We start from the raw sequence: 19104 nt of genomic DNA, 5'->3' as shown, positions 1-19104 counted from the left end.
ACCTCTTATCCTTTCGGTTTGAATAACAATGCTCCAATGAAGCCGAAAATAATAGCCGCTGATACACCGGCGCTCGTTACTTTAAACATGCCGGTAATAACGCCAACGATGCCATGTTTTGCAGCTTCTTCCATTGCGCCATGAACGAGGGCATTACCAAAGCTTGTAATAGGTACAGTTGCCCCGGCTCCAGCGAAATCAATTAATGGCTCATACAAATTAAATCCATCTAATATAGCTCCAGCAACAACGAGTGTTGCCATTGTATGAGCAGGTGTTAGTTTGCCGACATCAAACATAAGTTGGCCGATTACACATATGAGTCCGCCAATGACGAAAGCCCAGAAAAAAATCATTGCGTTGCACCTCCAAATTCAATCGAAACGGCGTGAGCGATACACGGAATCGTTTCTTCTTGTTGGAATGTAAGTGGAGATAGTAAAGCGCCTGTCGCAACGACAAGTATTTTTTTGAACTCTCCTCTTTTCATTCGGTTTAATAAATGACCGTACACGACTGTTGCGGAACATCCAGGTCCGCTAGCACCAGCTATGACAGGTTGTCCTTCTCTATAAATGATAATTCCGCAATCTTGAAATTGTTCGCTCGTTACTTTCGTTCCGTGTTTATGTAGTAAGTCATAAGCAATTTCGCGTCCTACATGTCCGAGATCGCCTGTTACGATTAAATCGTAGTAAGAGGCATCAATTTGACGTTCACGTAAATGGGCTTCAATTGTATCAACTGCAGCTGGAGCCATTGCGCCTCCCATATTAAACGGATCCGTTAATCCCATATCAACCACTCGGCCGATTGTTGCAGAGGTTACTCTTGGACCGTGTCCAGTATCGCTTAAAATAGCGGCTCCTGCTCCGGTTACTGTCCACTGTGCAGTAGGCGGCTTTTGTCCACCGTATTCGGTAGGGTAGCGGAACTGTTTTTCTACAGCTGTATTATGGCTTGAAGCTCCAGTTAATAAATATTTTGCACCTTTTGCATTTACGATACTTGCCCCAAGTGCTAAACCTTCCATAGAAGTAGAGCAAGCCCCGAATAATCCGAGATAAGGAGTCCCAAGTGTGCGGCAAGCAAAGCTTGTTGGAGTAATTTGATTAATTAAATCTCCTGCGAGTACGAATTGAATATCATCTTTACGAAGCTCTGCTTTTTCAGTAGCGCGACTACAAGCTTCTTCGAATAAAATCTTATGTGCTTTTTCATAGGAATCTTGTCCAAGCCATAAATCTTCATGAAGGATATCGAAGTCTTCTGGGATGTTCCCCTTTGCTTCAAATGGTCCACCGACAACCCCTGTTGAGATAATGACTGGTTTGTTTTCAAATACCCACGTTCGGTGTCCTTGTAACATTTATAGCCCTCCCCATTGAACGAGAATAGTTTTAATAAGTGCGATGACGAAAGCGGAAAATACACCAAATAAAATAACAGAACCAGCTAGTTTAAACATATTGCCGCCAACGCCAAGGACAAATCCTTCCGTTCGATGCTCAATACATGCGGCAATAACAGAGTTACCAAATCCAGTAACAGGTACAGCTGTACCAGCACCGGCAAACTGTCCAAAACGATCGTATATACCAAATCCAGTTAGTAACATGGAGATGAAAATGAGAGTTGCGACTGTTGGATTGCCTGCTGAGCGTTCAGTGAAATCAAAATATGTGATGTAAAAAGTAGAAATGAGTTGTCCGATGAAGCAAATAAAACCACCGACGAAAAAGGCTTTTATACAATTTTTTAAGACAGGTCGTTTCGGTTCGCGTTCTTGTTCGAATTTTTTATACTCCTGTTGTACAGGGGTTAAGTTTTTATCTTTACTAGACATTGCAATCCTTCCTTTTCTTTTAAAAAGCGTTAAGTGTTAGACTCCATTTTTTACCAATGAATTTTAATTGTTTATTAATTTCATCTTTAGATACTTCTTTTTCCTTAATTTTTCTTTCGAGTTTTTCGAGTAACATAAAGATTTTTTTATCTGTACTGACACGAACATCGAAAGTAGGGTGCTCATCACTTAGTTGCTTTTGAAGTTTGCTGCGCAGCGGCTTTAATCCAAACCTTTCGTGATGCTCAGGTGTAACTGCTATGTAGAGATCTAAATTTGAATTCACTGCTGTGCTTTTTATAATTTCATCCATAGCGAGAGCTCTTTTCTTCGCTCCTTGTGATATAGATTGATTAAAGGATTCCGTACTCGTCTTTGTTAACTTTGGACCTTTTTCTTTCTCCGTTCGTTTTGCTTCTTCTTTCACTTTTTTATCTAAAGGACTATTATCACATCCGGTAAAAGAGCTAAATAGAAGTGCAAATAATGCGGTTATGAGGCCGAGTTTTCGCATAATTATCATTCCATTTCTATTGCAATATGTAATGTGATAGAAAAAGGATGACTGCATATCATCCTTTTTCTATTTCACAGCAAGATTGGTTCGTTATTGCTGTGAGTATTGTGGTTCTTCTTGTTGGACTTCTTCAACACGTGGGTTTAAAGAATCGATAATCGTTTGTGTTTGCTGCGCAGCTGTTTGGAAAAGGTGCTTAGCTTGTTGGTTATCCGTATCAAGAGCGAATCCCTCTAAGCTAGCTTGGGCACTTTTTAATCCAGAAACAGTCTGCTTTAATTTTGTAATTACAGTCATTGAATGAAGCCCCCTTTGGAATATCAATTCAAAGATTATAATTTGTGAGTTGGGGAGAATTTATGATTGGAAAATTTAGGGGTGGAATGGATTTTATATGCTTTTAGCTAAGATGCATAAGGTATTACGGGGATATTTTTATTGATTTAAATGGATTTTATTGCTATTATTATGAGAAGAAAATGAAGTGTTTTCTATAATCATGCGCCCATAGCTCAGTCGGATAGAGCGGTGGTTTCCGGTACCACGTCTGCCGGGGGTTCGAATCCCTCTGGGCGCGTCAAAAAGTCCTAACTTACGTTTTGTAGGTTAGGACTTTTTTATTTATCTCATTATTTGAGGGTTAAACAAAACAAACTGATGGAAGTCTCATTTTATATGTGTACTTTCAAAATGCCTTGTCTCATTGCTTCTGTTAAAGCTTCGGAGCGTGATCCTACTTTTAATTTTTTGAAGATTTTTGTTAGGTTGTATTCTACAGCTCTTGAACTCATGTACAGTTCATCAGCAATTTGTTTATTGCTACTTCCTTTAGAGACGGATTCTAAGATTTCTAATTCTTTTTGTGTAAGAAGAGCGGTTTTATTTTCAAGTTGTTGAGTCATTATATCGTCTTTACGTAGTTGACGTAATAACGAAATAGGAAGTAAAGTATATCCGTTTACAGCGGCACGAATTGCCATTAATAGCTCTTGTTGAGAAGCTGATTTACTAATAATGCCGCTGATACCAGAGTTTATTAATAAATTGAATTGGGATACGTATTCAAAACCTGTATATAAAATGATTTTTGCATCTGTTTGAATATGTAATATTTTCTGGGCGAGTTCAATACCACTACAATTGGGCATATTCATATCTAAGAGGTATACGTCAAAAGGTGTAGCGTCACTTTTTATAAGTGCTTCCTGTTCATTTAAAATATATTCTGCTTGCATATCTTCTTCTAATTCAATCATGTTCTTTGTTCCTTCGCCTACAATTTGATGATCATCTACGATTAATACTCGAATCATTATTTACCACCTCGGAACTGTAATGTTTATTTGAAGTCCTTTTTTAGCTTCGGATACTATATGTATTTCTCCACCAATTGATTGAAGCCTTCCTTTTATACCGGAAAGTCCCATATGCTGATTAGGAGAGTAGGGAGTGTCTATATTAAAACCTTTGCCGTTGTCTCGGTAGTCTAGGAAAATACAGTTATTCTCTTCCCATAAAAAAATCGATACGATGGTTGCCTCGGAATGTTTATCTGCGTTTGTTAGTAGTTCTTGAATGATACGATATAAAGATAAAATTTTGTCAAAATCGTAATGATGTTCTTGAATTGATTCGTGATCAAATTGAATTTGAAACTGCACACGTAATTGTGTTTGGGCTAGCAATTCTCTTAATGCACCAATTAAACCAGCATCTGATAAAAGTGATGGACGCAATTCATTACATGTGTCGCGAATTTGTTGTATTACATCGTGCATACCGAAGTGGATTTTTTTTAGTTCATTTTTTAATTCTAGTGGAACGGATTTGTTTTTTAGTAAAGAGTCTAGTTTGCGGTACCATACGATTTGATCTTGTAATGCAGAGTCGTGTAAATCTGAAGCGAGTCGGCGCCTTTCTTGTTCAGAAATTTGAAAGAGTAGGCGTGATAAGCTTGCAGAATTTGTTTTGGATTCTAAACTCTCCTGCTCTAGAGAATGAATAATTTCATTAATGGTATACAAGTTTTCGTAAATAAGACGGACGTATGTCGTGACAGTGATGAACCATGATTTTTCATGCGTATTATATTTAATATTATTCACTTTTGTTCCAATCCAGATGTAGTGCTTTATATGTTTAGTAGAGTATAAGTAAATACCGATGCATCCATCATCCTCTAATAAATCATTAATTAGTAATGCTGCCATACTCCATTTTTTCTTTTTAGAAAGTGTGAAATCTTTCGTTTGTCCATATCCGTTGCATTGTGTATATGTGTTGTCTTTCATATCATATTGAACAAATTGAACAAAAGAAGGTTTCAACATCGAAACGATTTCATTAGTGAATTTTTTCTCTAACTCTTCTGTTTTCATAATAGATGATAGCTGTGCGGTAAACTGTTCAATGTTTACGTATAAGTTTGTTTTAGTCCGAAAGAGGTGATTACGGAATGTAAAATCTAATCTTTCTTTTAATATGAGAAATAGAATGTTTAACGGGAAAATAATAATAAAACTTTGCAGCAGTCGAGAGAGAAAATTGTCTTTGTAATAAATGCTCCAGCTCGTAATGATTGCAATTAATAGAGTTGGGATTAGTGACAGAAATGCGTAATATCGTAAACGATCAAATACAAAATCTATATCAAAAATCTGCTTAGTCGCTACTAAATAAAAATAACCGATTGGAAGAGCGATTAGGAACATAGCTCCAATATCTGCTGAGAGAATCGGTGTACTGAATATTGCATCTGGAAGAGCATAGAGTGTAACGAACGGAAAGAAGGCAATGGAATGAATCGTGAGCATTAATTTTAAAAATGGTTTATGTACTGTATTGTGATATTTGATATAGGCACGGATTAAAAAGTATATGCAAAAGATAATATTTATTGAAAGGTAAATTAGTTCTAATCCATCGGTATTAACTACGGGAAATGGAATGAACATCATTAAAATAGAGAGTGATAATAAAATAATGCCAATTGCAATGTCGATTTTTAGAAATCTCATAGAAATGACGTATAGTTGCTTTTTCTTAAATAATTCATTCAACAATAAAATGAGAGACATAGGTGTACCTTGAAATACAATACTTAAAATAATGAGGGCGATAAAATCACCTTTACCAGATTCAACTGCAATTAGAAGACTTGAGGAAGTCATGAATAGAAACGTGATCAAAAAGAATTTTTCCCGGTTCAAAGGCTTCTTTGTATAAAGAAAAATAGATAACCCTAAACAAATAAAAGCGAGTAGGAAGGGGAAGTATACAGAAATGATTTTGTCACGATAATCAATGAAATGTTGTGTTCCTTTATAAGTTTGGGTGATATCATCTTTTTTAACTTGTATTTCTGATGCATTTAGTGATTGGTTTTGATATCCAGGAAGTATTCCTAAATGAGGCTTTTCTTTATTAATCGAATAGATTATATCTCCTTCTTTTAAGTCCGTATGAAAAGCCCAACCGGAGGATTTAATTTTTTCTATTGTGTATGTAGCTGAGTCTGTTTTAGAAATAAGAACTCCACTATATGGTTGGTTTATTTTATATAAGATATAGCCTTGTAAACAAAAATACAGGATAGTTACACATGAAATGAAAATGAAATTACGTTGTATCTGCAACGGTTTGGACACCTCTCTTTGTAGGTACATCATTTAATTTCTGAATATTTTTATAATAACATTTAAGAAGTTTTCATACAATCAACTTCATCTGTTGAAATTGCGGTGAACCACATAAGAGTGGTTCGCTTTTTTTACGGTAAATACAGTACGGATTGCGGACAATAGCATCAGAAAGAAGTCTATGATAAAGATACAACTTAACAAGTAAATGAAAGGGGAAATAGTTATGAAAAAGTTTTTGTTGATGGTAGGCGGGATTGTATTAGGAATGGCGGTTATTTATTTCGTAAAAAGCTAAAAGGAGCTGTTAAGGGTGGCATTTGAAATTCAAGGATTAAATAAAACATTTGGTGAATATAAAGCCGTTAATGATTTAAATATACGTGTAGAAGAAGGTGGAATTTTAGGGATGCTGGGCCGAAATGGTGCTGGTAAGACGACAACGATTCGTATGATCTTAGATTTAATCAAACCGGATAGCGGCCAAATTCTATGGAATAATCGCCCTTTTTCAAAGAAAGACCTATCTATTGGCTATTTACCAGAAGAGCGTGGATTATACCCGAAAATGAATGTAGTGGAGCAATTGGTGTATTTCGGCAAGTTAGAAGGAATGCCAGCTAATCTTGCAAAAAGGCATGCGTTACAATGGCTAGAAAAATTAGAAATGACACCACATTTAAAGAAGAAAACAGAGGAATTGTCAAAGGGAAATCAACAAAAAATCCAATTGATTTCAGCGATATTGCATAATCCGGAATTCATCATACTAGATGAACCATTTAGTGGATTGGATCCTGTAAATGCAGAGGTGTTAAAAAATGTTGTGCTCGAGTTAATCGCGCAAAGAAAAACGATTATCTTCTGTAGTCATCAAATGGACAGTGTAGAAACGTTCTGTGAGGAAATTTGTATTATGAAAAATGGTCAACTTGTATTATCGGGTGCCTTGTCAGATATTAAGAAAAGTTATCAATACAAATATATGACGTTGCAAACGGAAGGGGATATTGAACCTATTCTTAAGAAGAAAAATTTCAATTTTGAAAAAGTTAATCGTACGTTCATGATTAAAGTTAATGATGGAGAGGATGCATTTTCGCTGCTTGAAGATATTAAAACTAAACAATATATCCGAGATGTTTCTATTAAAGAACCTTCTTTACATCAAATCTTTGTTGAAAAGGCGGGTGCATAAGTAATGAGGAATTTCTGGATTGTTTTAGGGCAAACGTATTGGGATCGTGTGAGGACGAAAATATTTATTGGGATGACATTGTTATTAATAGGGGGAGGGATATTCTTATTCTCCTTTCCAACTTTAGTACAAAAGTTTTCTGGAGAGAAAGAAAAAGCAAAAGTTGTATTTATTTCCGAAGCACCTAATGTTACTTTGGATCAATCTAATCTTAGTAAAGCTCTTCCAGAATGGGATTGGTCTTTAGGTGATAAAACAAAATTAAATCAATATAAGCAAGATTTGTTAGATAAGAAAGTCGAAGCGCTCTTTATATTAAAAGAGGGTGCGGGTGCTGAACCAGTATTAGATTACTTTATGAAGGTGGATAATCCTAAGTTGATTCAAAGTGCGCAGGTATTTGTACAAAATCAGTATTTTCAAAGTGCGGTAGTTAAACAACAGTTATCAGAAGAGGCTGTGAAATCACTGACGATGAACGTGCAAGCGAAAAAGCAAAACTTAAATAACGAAGAAACAAGCTCATTCTTACTGGTGTATTTATTAGTAGCGATTATGTACTTAGCAATTACTTCGTATGGAAATGCGATTGCTACAGCGGTAGCGTCAGAGAAGGCGTCGCGTGTTATGGAAGTGATGGTAACGAAGGTGTCGCCTGTTCACATGGTCTTTGGGAAGATATTAGGAGTCGGTCTTGCTAGTTTGACACAGTTATTTATTTTCTTCCTTAGTATGGCGCTATATATTAAATCTGGAATTTTCAAGGTATCGGATTCGTTTTTTGGAGTGAATATTGATGTAAATATGATTACAGGTGAGCATGCTGCATATTTCTTGTTATATTTTGTTCTCGGTTACTTCGTTTATGCGGCACTTTTCGCAGTGTTTGGTTCTATGGTAAGCAGGCCAGAAGAATTATCTGGAACAACGATGCCAATTACTCTTATATTGATGGGAAGCTTAGTGGTGGAGTTATTAGTAGTACTTGATCACCCTGAAGGGTTAGTATCAAGAGTGACATCATATGTACCGTTTACAGCTCCAATCAGTATGGTAGTTAGGATTATTAATGGATCCGTTGGGAGTTTAGAAATTATTACATCTATAGTTGTATTAGTAGCTAGTATCAGCTTAATTGCTATGTTTGCAGCAGAGGTCTATCCGAAAGGCGTGTTAAGAAGTGGTAAGAGCCTTAAATTTAGTCAATTGTTAAAAAATAATTAATTGTAGGGGGGAATAAATAATGAGATTTTTTTCGAAAAGAAAACAAAAAATGATGGATAGTAGTGGCGAGAGAAGCGTGAAAAAAATAGTTGAGTTGTCTGTGGAAGAGATGGGGGGAATTCAAGGAGCGTCTAGTGAATCAAATGATTATCTCTATGATTCCTATGTAATTAGGAATCAAAGTTCCTTAGCGTTGAATAAAAGGTTTCTTCCTTAATAAAAATCATAAAAGAGTAGTTAGGCATAGTGAAGCGTCACTATACCTAAACTGCTCTTTTTATTTTGGAATTGAACAGAGAGAAATTTAATGTTGTTATATATAGAATTAAGAGTTACTATTAGTATGTGGTTATAAAAAGTTTATCCCGCATTAACGGGCAGTAAGACCCCCACCTCAAAATTCAGCGGAAGCAAAGAAGTTAGGTGGGGATCGGACTGCCCGTAAAAGCCCGATTGGTAAGGGCTAATAATCAGTGGGGATGGACAAAACCCCCCACTGATTAAAGTTTCACTTTATTATTTTCTTTCAATATTATTCAAATTTCGGTTGTAAGTTGTAAATCTCATTAATACATATAAATTAATAATATTTTGGAATGGGTGTCTGCGTGAGGATTCTCCTTTTACCAAACTTATTGTACAATAGAAACAAGGGGGAGATTAGTTTGAAGGCAAGTCTTTTACAAGAACAAAGCTTACGTTTGGCAATGACACAAGAGTTAAGGCAAGCGATTACAATGCTCCAGTATAATGTACAAGAATTATCGGAGTTTTTGTATGAGCAATCGTTAGAGAATCCCCTTATTGAGTTAGGTGGTTTTGAGAGGGAGAAGAAAAAGAGCTCTAACAACAGTAAAAGTACCAGCAAACAAGTCGAGAATCAGATGGAAATCTACAGTGTGGATTCTACAACGATTCAGCAACATTTATTAAATCAAATACAGTATTATAAAATAGATGAAGAAGAGCGAAAAGTAGCTTCTTTCATTATTATGAACATGGATGGAAATGGATATTTACAAGAAACGAATGAAGAGTTAGCAGAGATCCTTTCTGCACATATTCATGTAGTCGACCGTTCTGTAGAGCTTGTCCAATCACTGGAGCCAGCAGGGGTAGGGGCGCGTAATATTCAGGAATGTTTAACCTTACAATTGAAGCGCTTACAAAGGCGAAATGGATTAGCAGAAGAGGTTGTAGAAGATCATTTCGCTTATTTTGTGAAGAAAGATTGGCGAAAGCTCGTTCAAGTGTTGAAATGTAGTAATGAGGAATTACAGAGTGCGGTAAATTGTATAACGTCATTACAACCAAAACCAGGTCTTGCGTTTTCTTCAGATAAACCACTTTATATTGTGCCTGATATGGCGGTGAAAAAAGATGGCGATCGCCTCGTTTTACAAATGAATGAGAGAAATATGCCGAGAATTGAAATTCACTCTGAATATAGTGCGCTTCTTAATAATAGTGAAAGTGAAGTAGCATCTTACGTATCAGAAAAGTATCAGCATGTGCAGTGGATTATGCGCAGTTTGAAGCAGAGAAAACAGACATTGTTGCAAGTAATGACTATTATTATGGAAAAACAACGTGATTTCTTCTGGAAAGGTCCAGAGTATTTAAGACCTCTCGCTTTAAAAGAGGTAGCGGAAGAGTTAAGTGTGCATGAATCGACAATTAGTCGTGCGACGCGAAATAAATATGTGCAAACACCACACGGTTTATTTGAGATGAAATCGTTCTTTAGCAATGCCGTTTCGACGACTGAAGATGAAGCAGTTTCTACAAAACGTGTAAAACAATTTATTCAAACGCTAATTGGGGCAGAGGATAAGAAAAAGCCACTTTCAGATCAAAAGATTTCAAAATTATTAGAAGAAGAGCATGAAATTGTTATTTCTCGAAGAACAGTGGCGAAGTATAGAGAACAAATGCATATCCCAGCTTCGTCATTACGAAAAACGATCGGATAGGTGAAGAAGATGAAAGTTGTACTGTATACTAAAAAAGATTGTGGCCTTTGCGTGAAGGCAAAACAAGTTTTACAGGAAGTACAATGTGAATATTCTTTTCAAATCGAGGAAATAGATATATATGAAGATAATGACCTTTTAGAAAAATATCACTTAATGATTCCGGTTGTAGAAATGGACGGAAAACAAGTAGAATATGGTAACATTCACAAAGGTGTCATAATAAACTATATAAAGAATGCAGTTAAGAGTTGAATAAGTTTCTATCTCCTGTTACAATAATACACGTAGCAGGGATTATTTTTTTAACCTATGTGGGACACAAAATGTCACTACGGGACGTAAAGTGACCACGAGGGAAAATGAACCGATGTAGTGAGGAGAAAAGATATGCGCTCATGGATTCAGAACACAAAAAAATTATTACCTGATCTGCTACCTGTTATGCAAACGAGAATGCAAATTCTTCAATACATTAGGCTCATGCAGCCGATTGGAAGAAGAAACTTATCAGCAAGTCTCGGTATGACAGAACGAGTATTGCGAAGTGAAGTTCAAGTTTTGAAAGAACAAAACTTAGTTCACGTCGCTTCTTCTGGAATGACTTTGACAGAAGAAGGAACAGCTTTAGTTCTTGCATTGGAAGGCTTTATGAAAGAAATTTCCGGGTTAAAGGTTTTAGAAAAGCAACTTAAGGAAACATTAGACTTGGATGAAGTTTTCGTTGTCCCTGGTGATAGTGATGAATCACCTTGGGTCAAACTGGAGATGGGCCGTGCTTGTGTGACTTGTATAAAAGACCGTCTGACAGCGAATAATATCGTTGCTGTGGCTGGAGGAACTACGCTAGCTGCTGCTGCGGACATGATGCAACTTGATTGCAAAGATTTACATATGCTGTTTGTCCCAGCACGTGGTGGAATTGGAGAAGGTGTTGAATTAGAAGCCAATACCATTTGTGCCAAGATGGCGCAAAATACGATGAGTAATTATCGCTTATTGTATGTTCCAGACCATGTTAGTAGCGAAGCATATGCGTCTATTGTGACAGAGCCTTCCGTGAAAGAAGTTCTTGAGTTGATTCGATCTTCCAATATCGTCATTCATGGAATAGGTGATGCGTTAACAATGGCACGTCGCAGAAGTACTTCAGAAGCAGATTGGTTAAAGATTCAGGCAAGCGAAGCAGTTGGCGAAGCTTTCGGTTACTACTTTAATGAAGAAGGAAATGTTGTTCATAAAGTAAGAACAGTTGGTATGCAACTAGAGGACTTACAAAATGTATCTCATGTTGTTGCAGTCGCTGGAGGTTCTTCAAAGGCAAAAGCAATACAGGCTGTAATTAAACAAGGGCACACTTCAATTCTAATTACAGATGAAGGTGCAGCAAAACAGTTAACAAAGGGTTTTACCCTTTAATATAATCCCCCAAGGAGGAAATTCAAATGACTAAAATTGGTATTAATGGATTTGGACGTATCGGACGTAACGTATTCCGCGCAGCTCTTAACAACTCTGAGGTAGAAGTAGTAGCAATCAACGACTTAACAGATGCTAAAACATTAGCTCACCTTTTAAAATATGACACAGTTCACGGAACTTTAAATGCAGAAGTATCTGCTAACGAAAACAGCATCGTTGTTAACGGTAAAGAAATTAAAGTTATCGCTGAGCGTGATCCAGCTCAATTACCATGGAGCGACTACGGAGTAGAAGTAGTAGTAGAATCTACTGGCCGTTTCACTAAAAAATCAGATGCTGAGAAACACTTAGGTGGATCAGTTAAGAAAGTTATCATCTCAGCTCCAGCTTCTGACGAAGATATCACTGTAGTTATGGGTGTTAACCACGAACAATACGATGCAGCTAACCACAACGTAGTATCTAACGCTTCTTGTACTACAAACTGTCTAGCTCCATTCGCTAAAGTATTAAACGAAAAATTCGGCGTAAAACGCGGAATGATGACAACAATTCACTCTTACACTAACGACCAACAAATCTTAGACTTACCACACAAAGATTTACGCCGTGCTCGTGCAGCAGCTGAAAACATGATCCCAACATCTACTGGTGCAGCTAAAGCTGTAGCATTAGTATTACCAGAACTTAAAGGTAAATTAAACGGTGGCGCTGTACGTGTTCCAACTGCTAACGTTTCTCTAGTTGACTTAGTTGTTGAACTTGACAAAGAAGTAACAGTTGAAGAAGTAAATGCAGCATTCAAAGCAGCAGCTGAAGGCGAATTAAAAGGTATCCTTGGATACAGCGAAGAGCCATTAGTATCTATCGACTATAACGGATGTACAGCTTCTTCTACAATCGATGCATTATCTACAATGGTAATGGAAGGTAACATGGTTAAAGTACTTTCTTGGTACGATAACGAAACTGGTTACTCTAACCGCGTAGTAGACCTAGCAGCTTACATGACTTCAAAAGGTCTTTAATTCTTAATTATATAAGTTATCAATGACAAAACGAGGGAGAGGGTTTGTTCCCTCTCTCTCTTCTTTCGTTTTAAAAGCAAATGTGTTAAGCTTTTGAGTGGGTTTTGTCAATCCTAACTAGTAGTCGGAGGGAAATCCAATGAACAAAAAATCAATTCGTGACGTAGATTTAAAAGGTAAGCGTGTATTTTGCCGCGTTGATTTCAACGTACCTATGAAAGAAGGCAAAATTACAGATGAAACTCGTATCCGTGCAGCTCTTCCTACAATTCAATATTTAGTAGAGCAAGGTGCGAAAGTTATTTTAGCAAGTCACTTAGGCCGTCCAAAAGGTCAAGTAGTAGAAGAAATGCGTTTAACTCCAGTAGCAGCACGTTTAGGCGAGCTTCTTGGTAAAGACGTTAAAAAAGCGGACGAAGCATTCGGACCAGTTGCACAAGAAATGGTTGCAGCAATGAACGAAGGCGACGTATTAGTTCTTGAAAACGTACGTTTCTATGCGGGCGAAGAAAAGAACGATGCAGAACTTGCGAAAGAATTTGCAGCACTTGCTGACATCTTCGTAAACGATGCATTCGGTGCAGCTCACCGTGCTCACGCTTCTACAGCAGGTATCGCAGACTACCTACCAGCAGTATCTGGTCTATTAATGGAAAAAGAGTTAGATGTACTTGGTAAAGCACTTTCTAACCCAGAACGTCCATTTACAGCTATCATCGGTGGTGCGAAAGTAAAAGATAAAATCGGTGTAATTCGTCATCTATTAGACAAAGTAGATAACTTAATCATCGGTGGTGGACTTGCTTACACATTCGTTAAAGCTTTAGGTCATGAAATTGGTCTATCTCTATGTGAAGACGACAAGATCGAACTAGCTAAAGAATTTATGCAACTTGCAAAAGAAAAAGGCGTAAACTTCTACATGCCAGTTGATGTTGTAATCACTGAGGAATTCTCTGAAACTGCAACAACTAAAATCGTTGGTATCGACTCTATCCCTTCTAACTGGGAAGGCGTGGACATCGGTCCTAAAACACGTGAAATTTATGCAGATGTAATTAAAAATTCTAAGCTTGTTGTATGGAATGGACCAATGGGTGTATTCGAAATGACTCCATTCGCAGAAGGTACAAAAGCAGTAGGACAAGCATTAGCAGATGCAGAAGATACATACTCTGTTATCGGCGGTGGTGACTCTGCAGCAGCTGTTGAAAAATTCGGTATGGCTGATAAAATGAGCCACATTTCTACTGGCGGCGGTGCGTCATTAGAATTCATGGAAGGTAAAGAGCTTCCAGGTGTAGTTTGTCTTAACGACAAATAAGTAGCAGCCAAAGAAAAAGGACGGTGCAAAGCATGCGTAAACCAATTATCGCAGGTAACTGGAAAATGAATAAAACTCTATCAGAAGCAGTTAGCTTCGTAGAGGAAGTTAAAGGTCAAATCCCAGCAGCTTCAGCTGTTGATGCAGTAGTTTGCTCTCCAGCTCTATTCTTAGAGCGCCTTGTAGCAGCAACTGAAGGGACTGACTTACAAGTAGGTGCACAAAACATGCACTTCGAAAAAAATGGTGCATTCACTGGCGAAATTAGCCCAGTAGCACTTAGCGACTTAAAAGTTGGCTATGTAGTACTTGGCCACTCTGAGCGTCGTGAAATGTTTGCTGAAACAGATGAGTCAGTAAACAAAAAGACTATCGCAGCATTTGAACATGGTTTAACACCAATCGTATGTTGTGGTGAGACTTTAGAAGAGCGCGAAAGCGGAAAAACATTTGATCTAGTAGCAGGTCAAGTGACAAAAGCACTTGCAGGTTTAACAGAAGAGCAAGTTAAAGCAACTGTTATCGCTTATGAGCCAATCTGGGCTATCGGTACAGGTAAATCTTCTTCTTCTGCAGATGCAAACGAAGTATGTGCGCACATCCGTAAAGTTGTTGCAGAAGCTGTTTCTCCAGAAGCTGCAGAAGCTGTTCGTATCCAATACGGCGGTAGCGTAGAACCAGAAAACATTAAAGAGTATATGGCACAATCTGACATCGACGGCGCTTTAGTTGGCGGTGCTAGCTTAGAGCCTGCTTCGTTCTTAGGTCTTCTGGGGGCGGTAAAATGAGAAAGCCAACAGCTTTAATCATTCTTGACGGTTTCGGACTTCGTGAAGAAACTTACGGGAATGCTGTAGCACAAGCTAAGAAACCTAATTTTGATGGTTACTGGAACAAATTCCCTCACACAACGCTTACAGCTTGTGGTGAGGCGGTAGGTCTTCCAGAAGGTCAAATGGGTAACTCTGAGGTTGGTCACTTAAATATCGGTGCTGGCCGCGTAGTATATCAAAGCTTAACACGCGTTAACGTTGCAATTCGTGAAGGTGAGTTCGATAAGAACGAAACTTTTCAAAATGCAATTAAAAGCGTAAAAGAAAAAGGTACTGCACTTCATTTATTCGGTTTACTTTCTGACGGTGGTGTGCACAGTCACATGAACCATATGTTTGCTCTTCTTCGCTTAGCAGCAAAAGAAGGCGTGGAGAAAGTTTATATCCATGCATTCTTAGACGGCCGCGATGTTGGACCACAAACAGCAAAAGGTTATATCGATGCAACGAATGAAGTAATTAAAGAAACAGGAGTAGGACAATTCGCGACTATCTCTGGTCGTTATTACTCTATGGACCGTGACAAGCGTTGGGATCGCGTAGAAAAATGTTACAGTGCTATGGTGAATGGTGAAGGCCCTACTTATAAATCAGCAGAAGAGTGTGTAGAAGACTCTTATGCGAACGGTATCTATGATGAATTCGTATTGCCGTCTGTAATTGTTAACGAAGATAACACGCCAGTTGCAACAATCAATGATGATGATGCAGTTATCTTCTATAATTTCCGTCCAGACCGTGCAATTCAAATTGCTCGTGTATTTACAAACGAAGACTTCCGTGAGTTCGATCGTGGTGAAAAAGTACCTCACATTCCAGAATTCGTATGTATGACACACTTCAGTGAAACTGTAGATGGATACGTGGCATTCAAGCCAATGAACCTTGATAACACTTTAGGTGAAGTTGTTGCGCAAGCGGGATTAAAGCAACTTCGCATCGCGGAAACTGAAAAGTATCCGCACGTTACATTCTTCTTTAGCGGTGGTCGTGAGGCTGAATTCCCAGGAGAAGAACGTATCTTAATTAACTCACCAAAGGTTGCAACGTATGACTTGAAACCTGAAATGAGCATTTACGAAGTAACGGACGCTTTAGTAAATGAAATCGAAAATGATAAACATGATGTTATCATTCTTAACTTTGCGAACTGTGATATGGTTGGCCATTCTGGGATGATGGAACCAACAATTAAAGCAGTAGAAGCAACTGACGAATGTTTAGGAAAAGTTGTAGAAGCGATTCTTGCAAAAGATGGTGTAGCACTTATTACTGCTGACCATGGTAATGCTGATCAGGAGTTAACTGCTGATGGCGGTCCTATGACAGCTCATACAACTAACCCGGTTCCTTTCATCGTTACAAAAAATGATGTAGAGCTTCGTGAAGGTGGTATTTTAGGAGATATCGCTCCAACAATGCTTACACTTTTAAATGTGGAACAACCGAAAGAAATGACAGGTAAAACAATTATTAAATAATTTGCTTATATAAAAAGGAGAGAATTTATTATGCCAACAATTATTGATGTTTATGCTCGCGAAGTCCTTGACTCTCGTGGTAACCCAACTGTAGAAGTAGAAGTTTATACAGAAAGCGGCGCTTTCGGACGCGCTATCGTACCAAGTGGTGCATCTACTGGTGAGCACGAAGCAGTAGAATTACGTGACGGTGACAAATCTCGTTACCTTGGTAAAGGTGTTATTAACGCAGTAAACAACGTTAACGAAATTATCGCTCCAGAAATCGAAGGTTTCGATGTAACTGACCAAGCTGGTATCGACCGTGCTATGATCGAATTAGATGGCACTCCAAACAAAAGTAAACTAGGCGCTAACGCTATCCTTGGTGTATCTATGGCAGTAGCTCACGCAGCAGCTGACTTCGTAGGTCTTCCATTATACCGTTACCTTGGTGGATTCAATGCAAAACAATTACCAACTCCAATGATGAACATCATCAACGGTGGTTCTCACGCTGATAACAACGTTGACTTCCAAGAGTTCATGATCTTACCAGTTGGTGCTCCAACATTCAAAGAATCAATCCGTATGGGTGCTGAAGTATTCCATGCACTTAAAGCTGTATTACATGACAAAGGTCTTAACACTGCAGTAGGTGACGAAGGTGGATTCGCTCCAAACCTTGGTTCTAACCGTGAAGCTTTAGAAGTAATCATCGAAGCTATCGAAAAAGCTGGTTATAAAGCTGGCGAGAACGTATTCTTAGGAATGGACGTTGCTTCTTCTGAGTTCTACAACAAAGAAACTGGTAAATATGACCTTGCAGGTGAAGGCCGTACTGGCTTAACTTCTGCAGAAATGGTTGATTTCTATGAAGAGCTTTGCAAAGACTTCCCAATCATCTCTATCGAAGATGGTTTAGACGAAAACGACTGGGATGGTCACAAATTATTAACTGAGCGTATCGGTGATAAAGTACAATTAGTTGGTGACGATTTATTTGTAACTAACACTCAAAAACTTGCTGAAGGTATCGAAAAAGGTATCTCTAACTCAATCTTAATTAAAGTTAACCAAATCGGTACTTTAACTGAGACTTTCGAAGCTATCGAAATGGCTAAACGTGCTGGTTACACAGCAGTTGTATCTCACCGTTCTGGTGAAACTGAAGATGCTACAATCGCTGACATCGCAGTTGCAACTAACGCTGGCCAAATCAAAACTGGTTCTATGAGCCGTACTGACCGTATTGCTAAGTACAACCAATTATTACGCATCGAAGACGAACTAGGCGAAATCGCTGTTTACGATGGTATCAAATCTTTCTATAACATCAAACGATAATTGTAGAAAATAAACGACAGACCGTGAGAAATCACGGTCTGTTTTTTTATGCTAAAATTGTTCACCCGTCATAAGTGACATGAAATGTTTGAAGAAGCGGTTATAGTCAAAATCAATTGCAATTTGATGAACCGGCCAATCAATAAATGGCTTCTGGTTCACTAAAGAGCGAAATTCCCCTATGCTTGCTCCTTGTGCAGAGGATTCTGTCATGACAACAATAGGTGATTTATGATACGTGAACATAGAGTTATCAAATAAAGCGAGTATTGGAATTGTGTCATGGAAAGGACTCCCCTTTAAATGTGGTAGAGCGTCTTTATAATATCCGTAGTAATAATGATCAAATAACGGTTTGACAAGTGGAGCTTTTCCTTTCGCCTCAATGTATTCTGCCATTTCTGGTGTAATGATGGAGTATTGAGTGACGTTTAATGGGTATATGTACATGTTAACTGCGGATTGAAGGACTATATTAGCGGCAGTAGGATCGCCATAAAAGTTTGCTTCGGAAATAGGGGTAACATTACCAGGATGTAAAAAGGCACCGCCCATTACGTAGTAAGATTTAATTTGTTTCATTAACTGTTTGCACATGATAAACAAAATTGCTAGGGAGGTAAGTCTTCCTAAACTTACAATGATTAATTCATCTTTATACTGTTCAATAAGAGGAATGACTTCAAAAAAATTCTCCATTTCTCCGTTAGTCACATTCACCTTTGGAATAATTGGACCGAGCCCCTGTTTCCCATGTACATCCGTAAAAAACGCAGGTGGGGCACCAGTAAGGGGACGTTCTGAACCACCGAATATCTTGATATTTCTATTCTTTGTTTCGTTATTAAAAAAATGAGCATTTTCTACGGCTATTTTTTTTGGAACATTGCCGTAATCAGCAACGATACCGACGATTTCTATTTCATCGATAAAGAATGCTAAGAGGAGAGCCATCGTATCATCAATCCCAGGATCACAAAAAATGAGAACTTTTTTGGGCATATGTTCACCACCTATCTTGTTTATCCCGTACAAATCCGCTTGGTGAGGGCTAATAATTAATGAAGATGAGGAAAACCTCATTGATTAAAGTTTCACTTTATATATATGTAAGTTTAAGAATAAAAAGATTATTTTATTGAAATAATAATCTTTTAAATTCAGAAAATAAAAACTTTTTATATTAGGTCAAGGATTTTGACATAATTTTCGTTTGGAAATGTAGTCATATCAAGGTTGTAAGCGTATAACATAGGCTGTTTTTGCTGTCAAGTTGATAAATTGCAGCTTTTTA

At 37.8% G+C, this 19104-nt stretch carries 19 protein-coding genes and 1 tRNA gene; 12 read left to right on the top strand and 8 right to left on the bottom strand.

Annotated elements, in window-relative coordinates; genetic code table 11:
• Nucleotides 1-5: 5 nt before the first annotated feature.
• The 5 genes from spoVAE to MR169_RS06180 all read right to left on the bottom strand — a co-directional run bounded on the left by spoVAE (nucleotide 6) and on the right by MR169_RS06180 (nucleotide 2660).
• Entirely contained in the window at nucleotides 6-356 is a 351-nt protein-coding gene (gene spoVAE, locus MR169_RS06200; protein WP_000575919.1) for a stage V sporulation protein AE, read from the bottom strand.
• Nucleotides 353-1369 carry a stage V sporulation protein AD gene (gene spoVAD, locus MR169_RS06195; protein WP_000938972.1) on the bottom strand — a complete coding sequence of 339 codons (1017 nt, stop codon included), beginning with the start codon at nucleotides 1367-1369 and terminating at the stop codon, nucleotides 353-355. The genes spoVAE and spoVAD overlap by 4 nt, the downstream gene beginning before the upstream one ends.
• Complete coding sequence (gene spoVAC / locus MR169_RS06190; protein WP_000095399.1) at nucleotides 1370-1846, bottom strand: stage V sporulation protein AC; 477 nt, start codon at nucleotides 1844-1846, stop codon at nucleotides 1370-1372.
• A 19-nt stretch (nucleotides 1847-1865) separates the two neighbouring features.
• The gene (locus MR169_RS06185; protein ID WP_242319127.1) at nucleotides 1866-2360 is read right to left on the bottom strand and encodes a YhcN/YlaJ family sporulation lipoprotein; all 495 of its coding nucleotides are present in this window, start codon (nucleotides 2358-2360) and stop codon (nucleotides 1866-1868) included.
• Between the two features lie 93 nt (nucleotides 2361-2453).
• Complete coding sequence (locus MR169_RS06180) at nucleotides 2454-2660, bottom strand: DUF1657 domain-containing protein (RefSeq protein ID WP_242319126.1); 207 nt, start codon at nucleotides 2658-2660, stop codon at nucleotides 2454-2456.
• Between the two features lie 204 nt (nucleotides 2661-2864).
• Between MR169_RS06180 and MR169_RS06175 the strand changes: the two genes are divergently transcribed.
• Nucleotides 2865-2940: transfer RNA gene (locus tag MR169_RS06175), tRNA-Arg, on the top strand.
• Between the two features lie 94 nt (nucleotides 2941-3034).
• Here MR169_RS06175 and MR169_RS06170 read toward each other — a convergent pair.
• Together MR169_RS06170 and MR169_RS06165 are read right to left on the bottom strand one after the other, a co-directional pair.
• The gene (locus MR169_RS06170) at nucleotides 3035-3676 is read right to left on the bottom strand and encodes a response regulator transcription factor (protein ID WP_000621762.1); all 642 of its coding nucleotides are present in this window, start codon (nucleotides 3674-3676) and stop codon (nucleotides 3035-3037) included.
• A gap of 3 nt (nucleotides 3677-3679) precedes the next feature.
• Nucleotides 3680-6031 carry a sensor histidine kinase gene (locus MR169_RS06165; protein WP_002001439.1) on the bottom strand — a complete coding sequence of 784 codons (2352 nt, stop codon included), beginning with the start codon at nucleotides 6029-6031 and terminating at the stop codon, nucleotides 3680-3682.
• Nucleotides 6032-6314: 283 nt separating this feature from the next.
• On the opposite strand from MR169_RS06165, the gene MR169_RS06160 reads away from it, so the two are divergent.
• From MR169_RS06160 to eno, 11 genes are all read left to right on the top strand, one after another.
• Nucleotides 6315-7199, top strand: coding sequence for an ABC transporter ATP-binding protein (locus tag MR169_RS06160; RefSeq protein ID WP_242319125.1), 885 nt, complete (start codon nucleotides 6315-6317; stop codon nucleotides 7197-7199).
• A 3-nt stretch (nucleotides 7200-7202) separates the two neighbouring features.
• Complete coding sequence (locus MR169_RS06155) at nucleotides 7203-8423, top strand: ABC transporter permease (RefSeq protein WP_242319124.1); 1221 nt, start codon at nucleotides 7203-7205, stop codon at nucleotides 8421-8423.
• A 19-nt stretch (nucleotides 8424-8442) separates the two neighbouring features.
• A complete protein-coding gene (locus tag MR169_RS06150; protein WP_242319123.1) occupies nucleotides 8443-8640 on the top strand; it encodes a hypothetical protein in 198 nt (65 codons plus the stop codon).
• A 448-nt stretch (nucleotides 8641-9088) separates the two neighbouring features.
• Complete coding sequence (rpoN, locus tag MR169_RS06145) at nucleotides 9089-10396, top strand: RNA polymerase factor sigma-54 (RefSeq protein WP_242319122.1); 1308 nt, start codon at nucleotides 9089-9091, stop codon at nucleotides 10394-10396.
• 9 nt (nucleotides 10397-10405) lie between these two features.
• Nucleotides 10406-10651, top strand: a complete 246-nt coding sequence (locus MR169_RS06140) for a glutaredoxin family protein (RefSeq protein WP_000869730.1) — start codon at nucleotides 10406-10408, stop codon at nucleotides 10649-10651.
• Nucleotides 10652-10786: 135 nt separating this feature from the next.
• Nucleotides 10787-11815: a sugar-binding transcriptional regulator gene (gene cggR, locus MR169_RS06135; RefSeq protein ID WP_242319121.1), complete on the top strand. Its 1029-nt coding sequence runs from the start codon at nucleotides 10787-10789 to the stop codon at nucleotides 11813-11815.
• Between the two features lie 26 nt (nucleotides 11816-11841).
• Nucleotides 11842-12846 carry a type I glyceraldehyde-3-phosphate dehydrogenase gene (gene gap / locus MR169_RS06130; RefSeq protein ID WP_000161236.1) on the top strand — a complete coding sequence of 335 codons (1005 nt, stop codon included), beginning with the start codon at nucleotides 11842-11844 and terminating at the stop codon, nucleotides 12844-12846.
• A gap of 139 nt (nucleotides 12847-12985) precedes the next feature.
• On the top strand, nucleotides 12986-14170 hold the full coding sequence (locus MR169_RS06125; RefSeq protein WP_001036350.1) for a phosphoglycerate kinase: 1185 nt from the start codon (nucleotides 12986-12988) through the stop codon (nucleotides 14168-14170).
• A gap of 32 nt (nucleotides 14171-14202) precedes the next feature.
• Entirely contained in the window at nucleotides 14203-14958 is a 756-nt protein-coding gene (tpiA, locus tag MR169_RS06120) for a triose-phosphate isomerase (protein WP_242319120.1), read from the top strand.
• Complete coding sequence (gene gpmI, locus MR169_RS06115) at nucleotides 14955-16484, top strand: 2,3-bisphosphoglycerate-independent phosphoglycerate mutase (RefSeq protein ID WP_001231158.1); 1530 nt, start codon at nucleotides 14955-14957, stop codon at nucleotides 16482-16484. Before tpiA ends, gpmI begins: the two co-directional genes overlap by 4 nt.
• 30 nt (nucleotides 16485-16514) lie before the next feature.
• Nucleotides 16515-17810, top strand: a complete 1296-nt coding sequence (gene eno, locus MR169_RS06110) for a phosphopyruvate hydratase (RefSeq protein ID WP_001142112.1) — start codon at nucleotides 16515-16517, stop codon at nucleotides 17808-17810.
• 51 nt (nucleotides 17811-17861) lie between these two features.
• Here eno and MR169_RS06105 read toward each other — a convergent pair whose 3' ends face one another.
• Nucleotides 17862-18812, bottom strand: coding sequence for a nucleoside hydrolase (locus tag MR169_RS06105; RefSeq protein WP_001125046.1), 951 nt, complete (start codon nucleotides 18810-18812; stop codon nucleotides 17862-17864).
• Nucleotides 18813-19104: the final 292 nt, after the last annotated feature.

Source organism: Bacillus cereus group sp. BfR-BA-01349, from assembly GCF_022663795.1.
Lineage (GTDB): Bacteria > Bacillota > Bacilli > Bacillales > Bacillaceae_G > Bacillus_A > Bacillus_A cereus.
The sequence above is the reverse complement of the archived record's forward strand: the minus strand, read 5'-3'. Positions and strand labels throughout refer to the sequence as shown.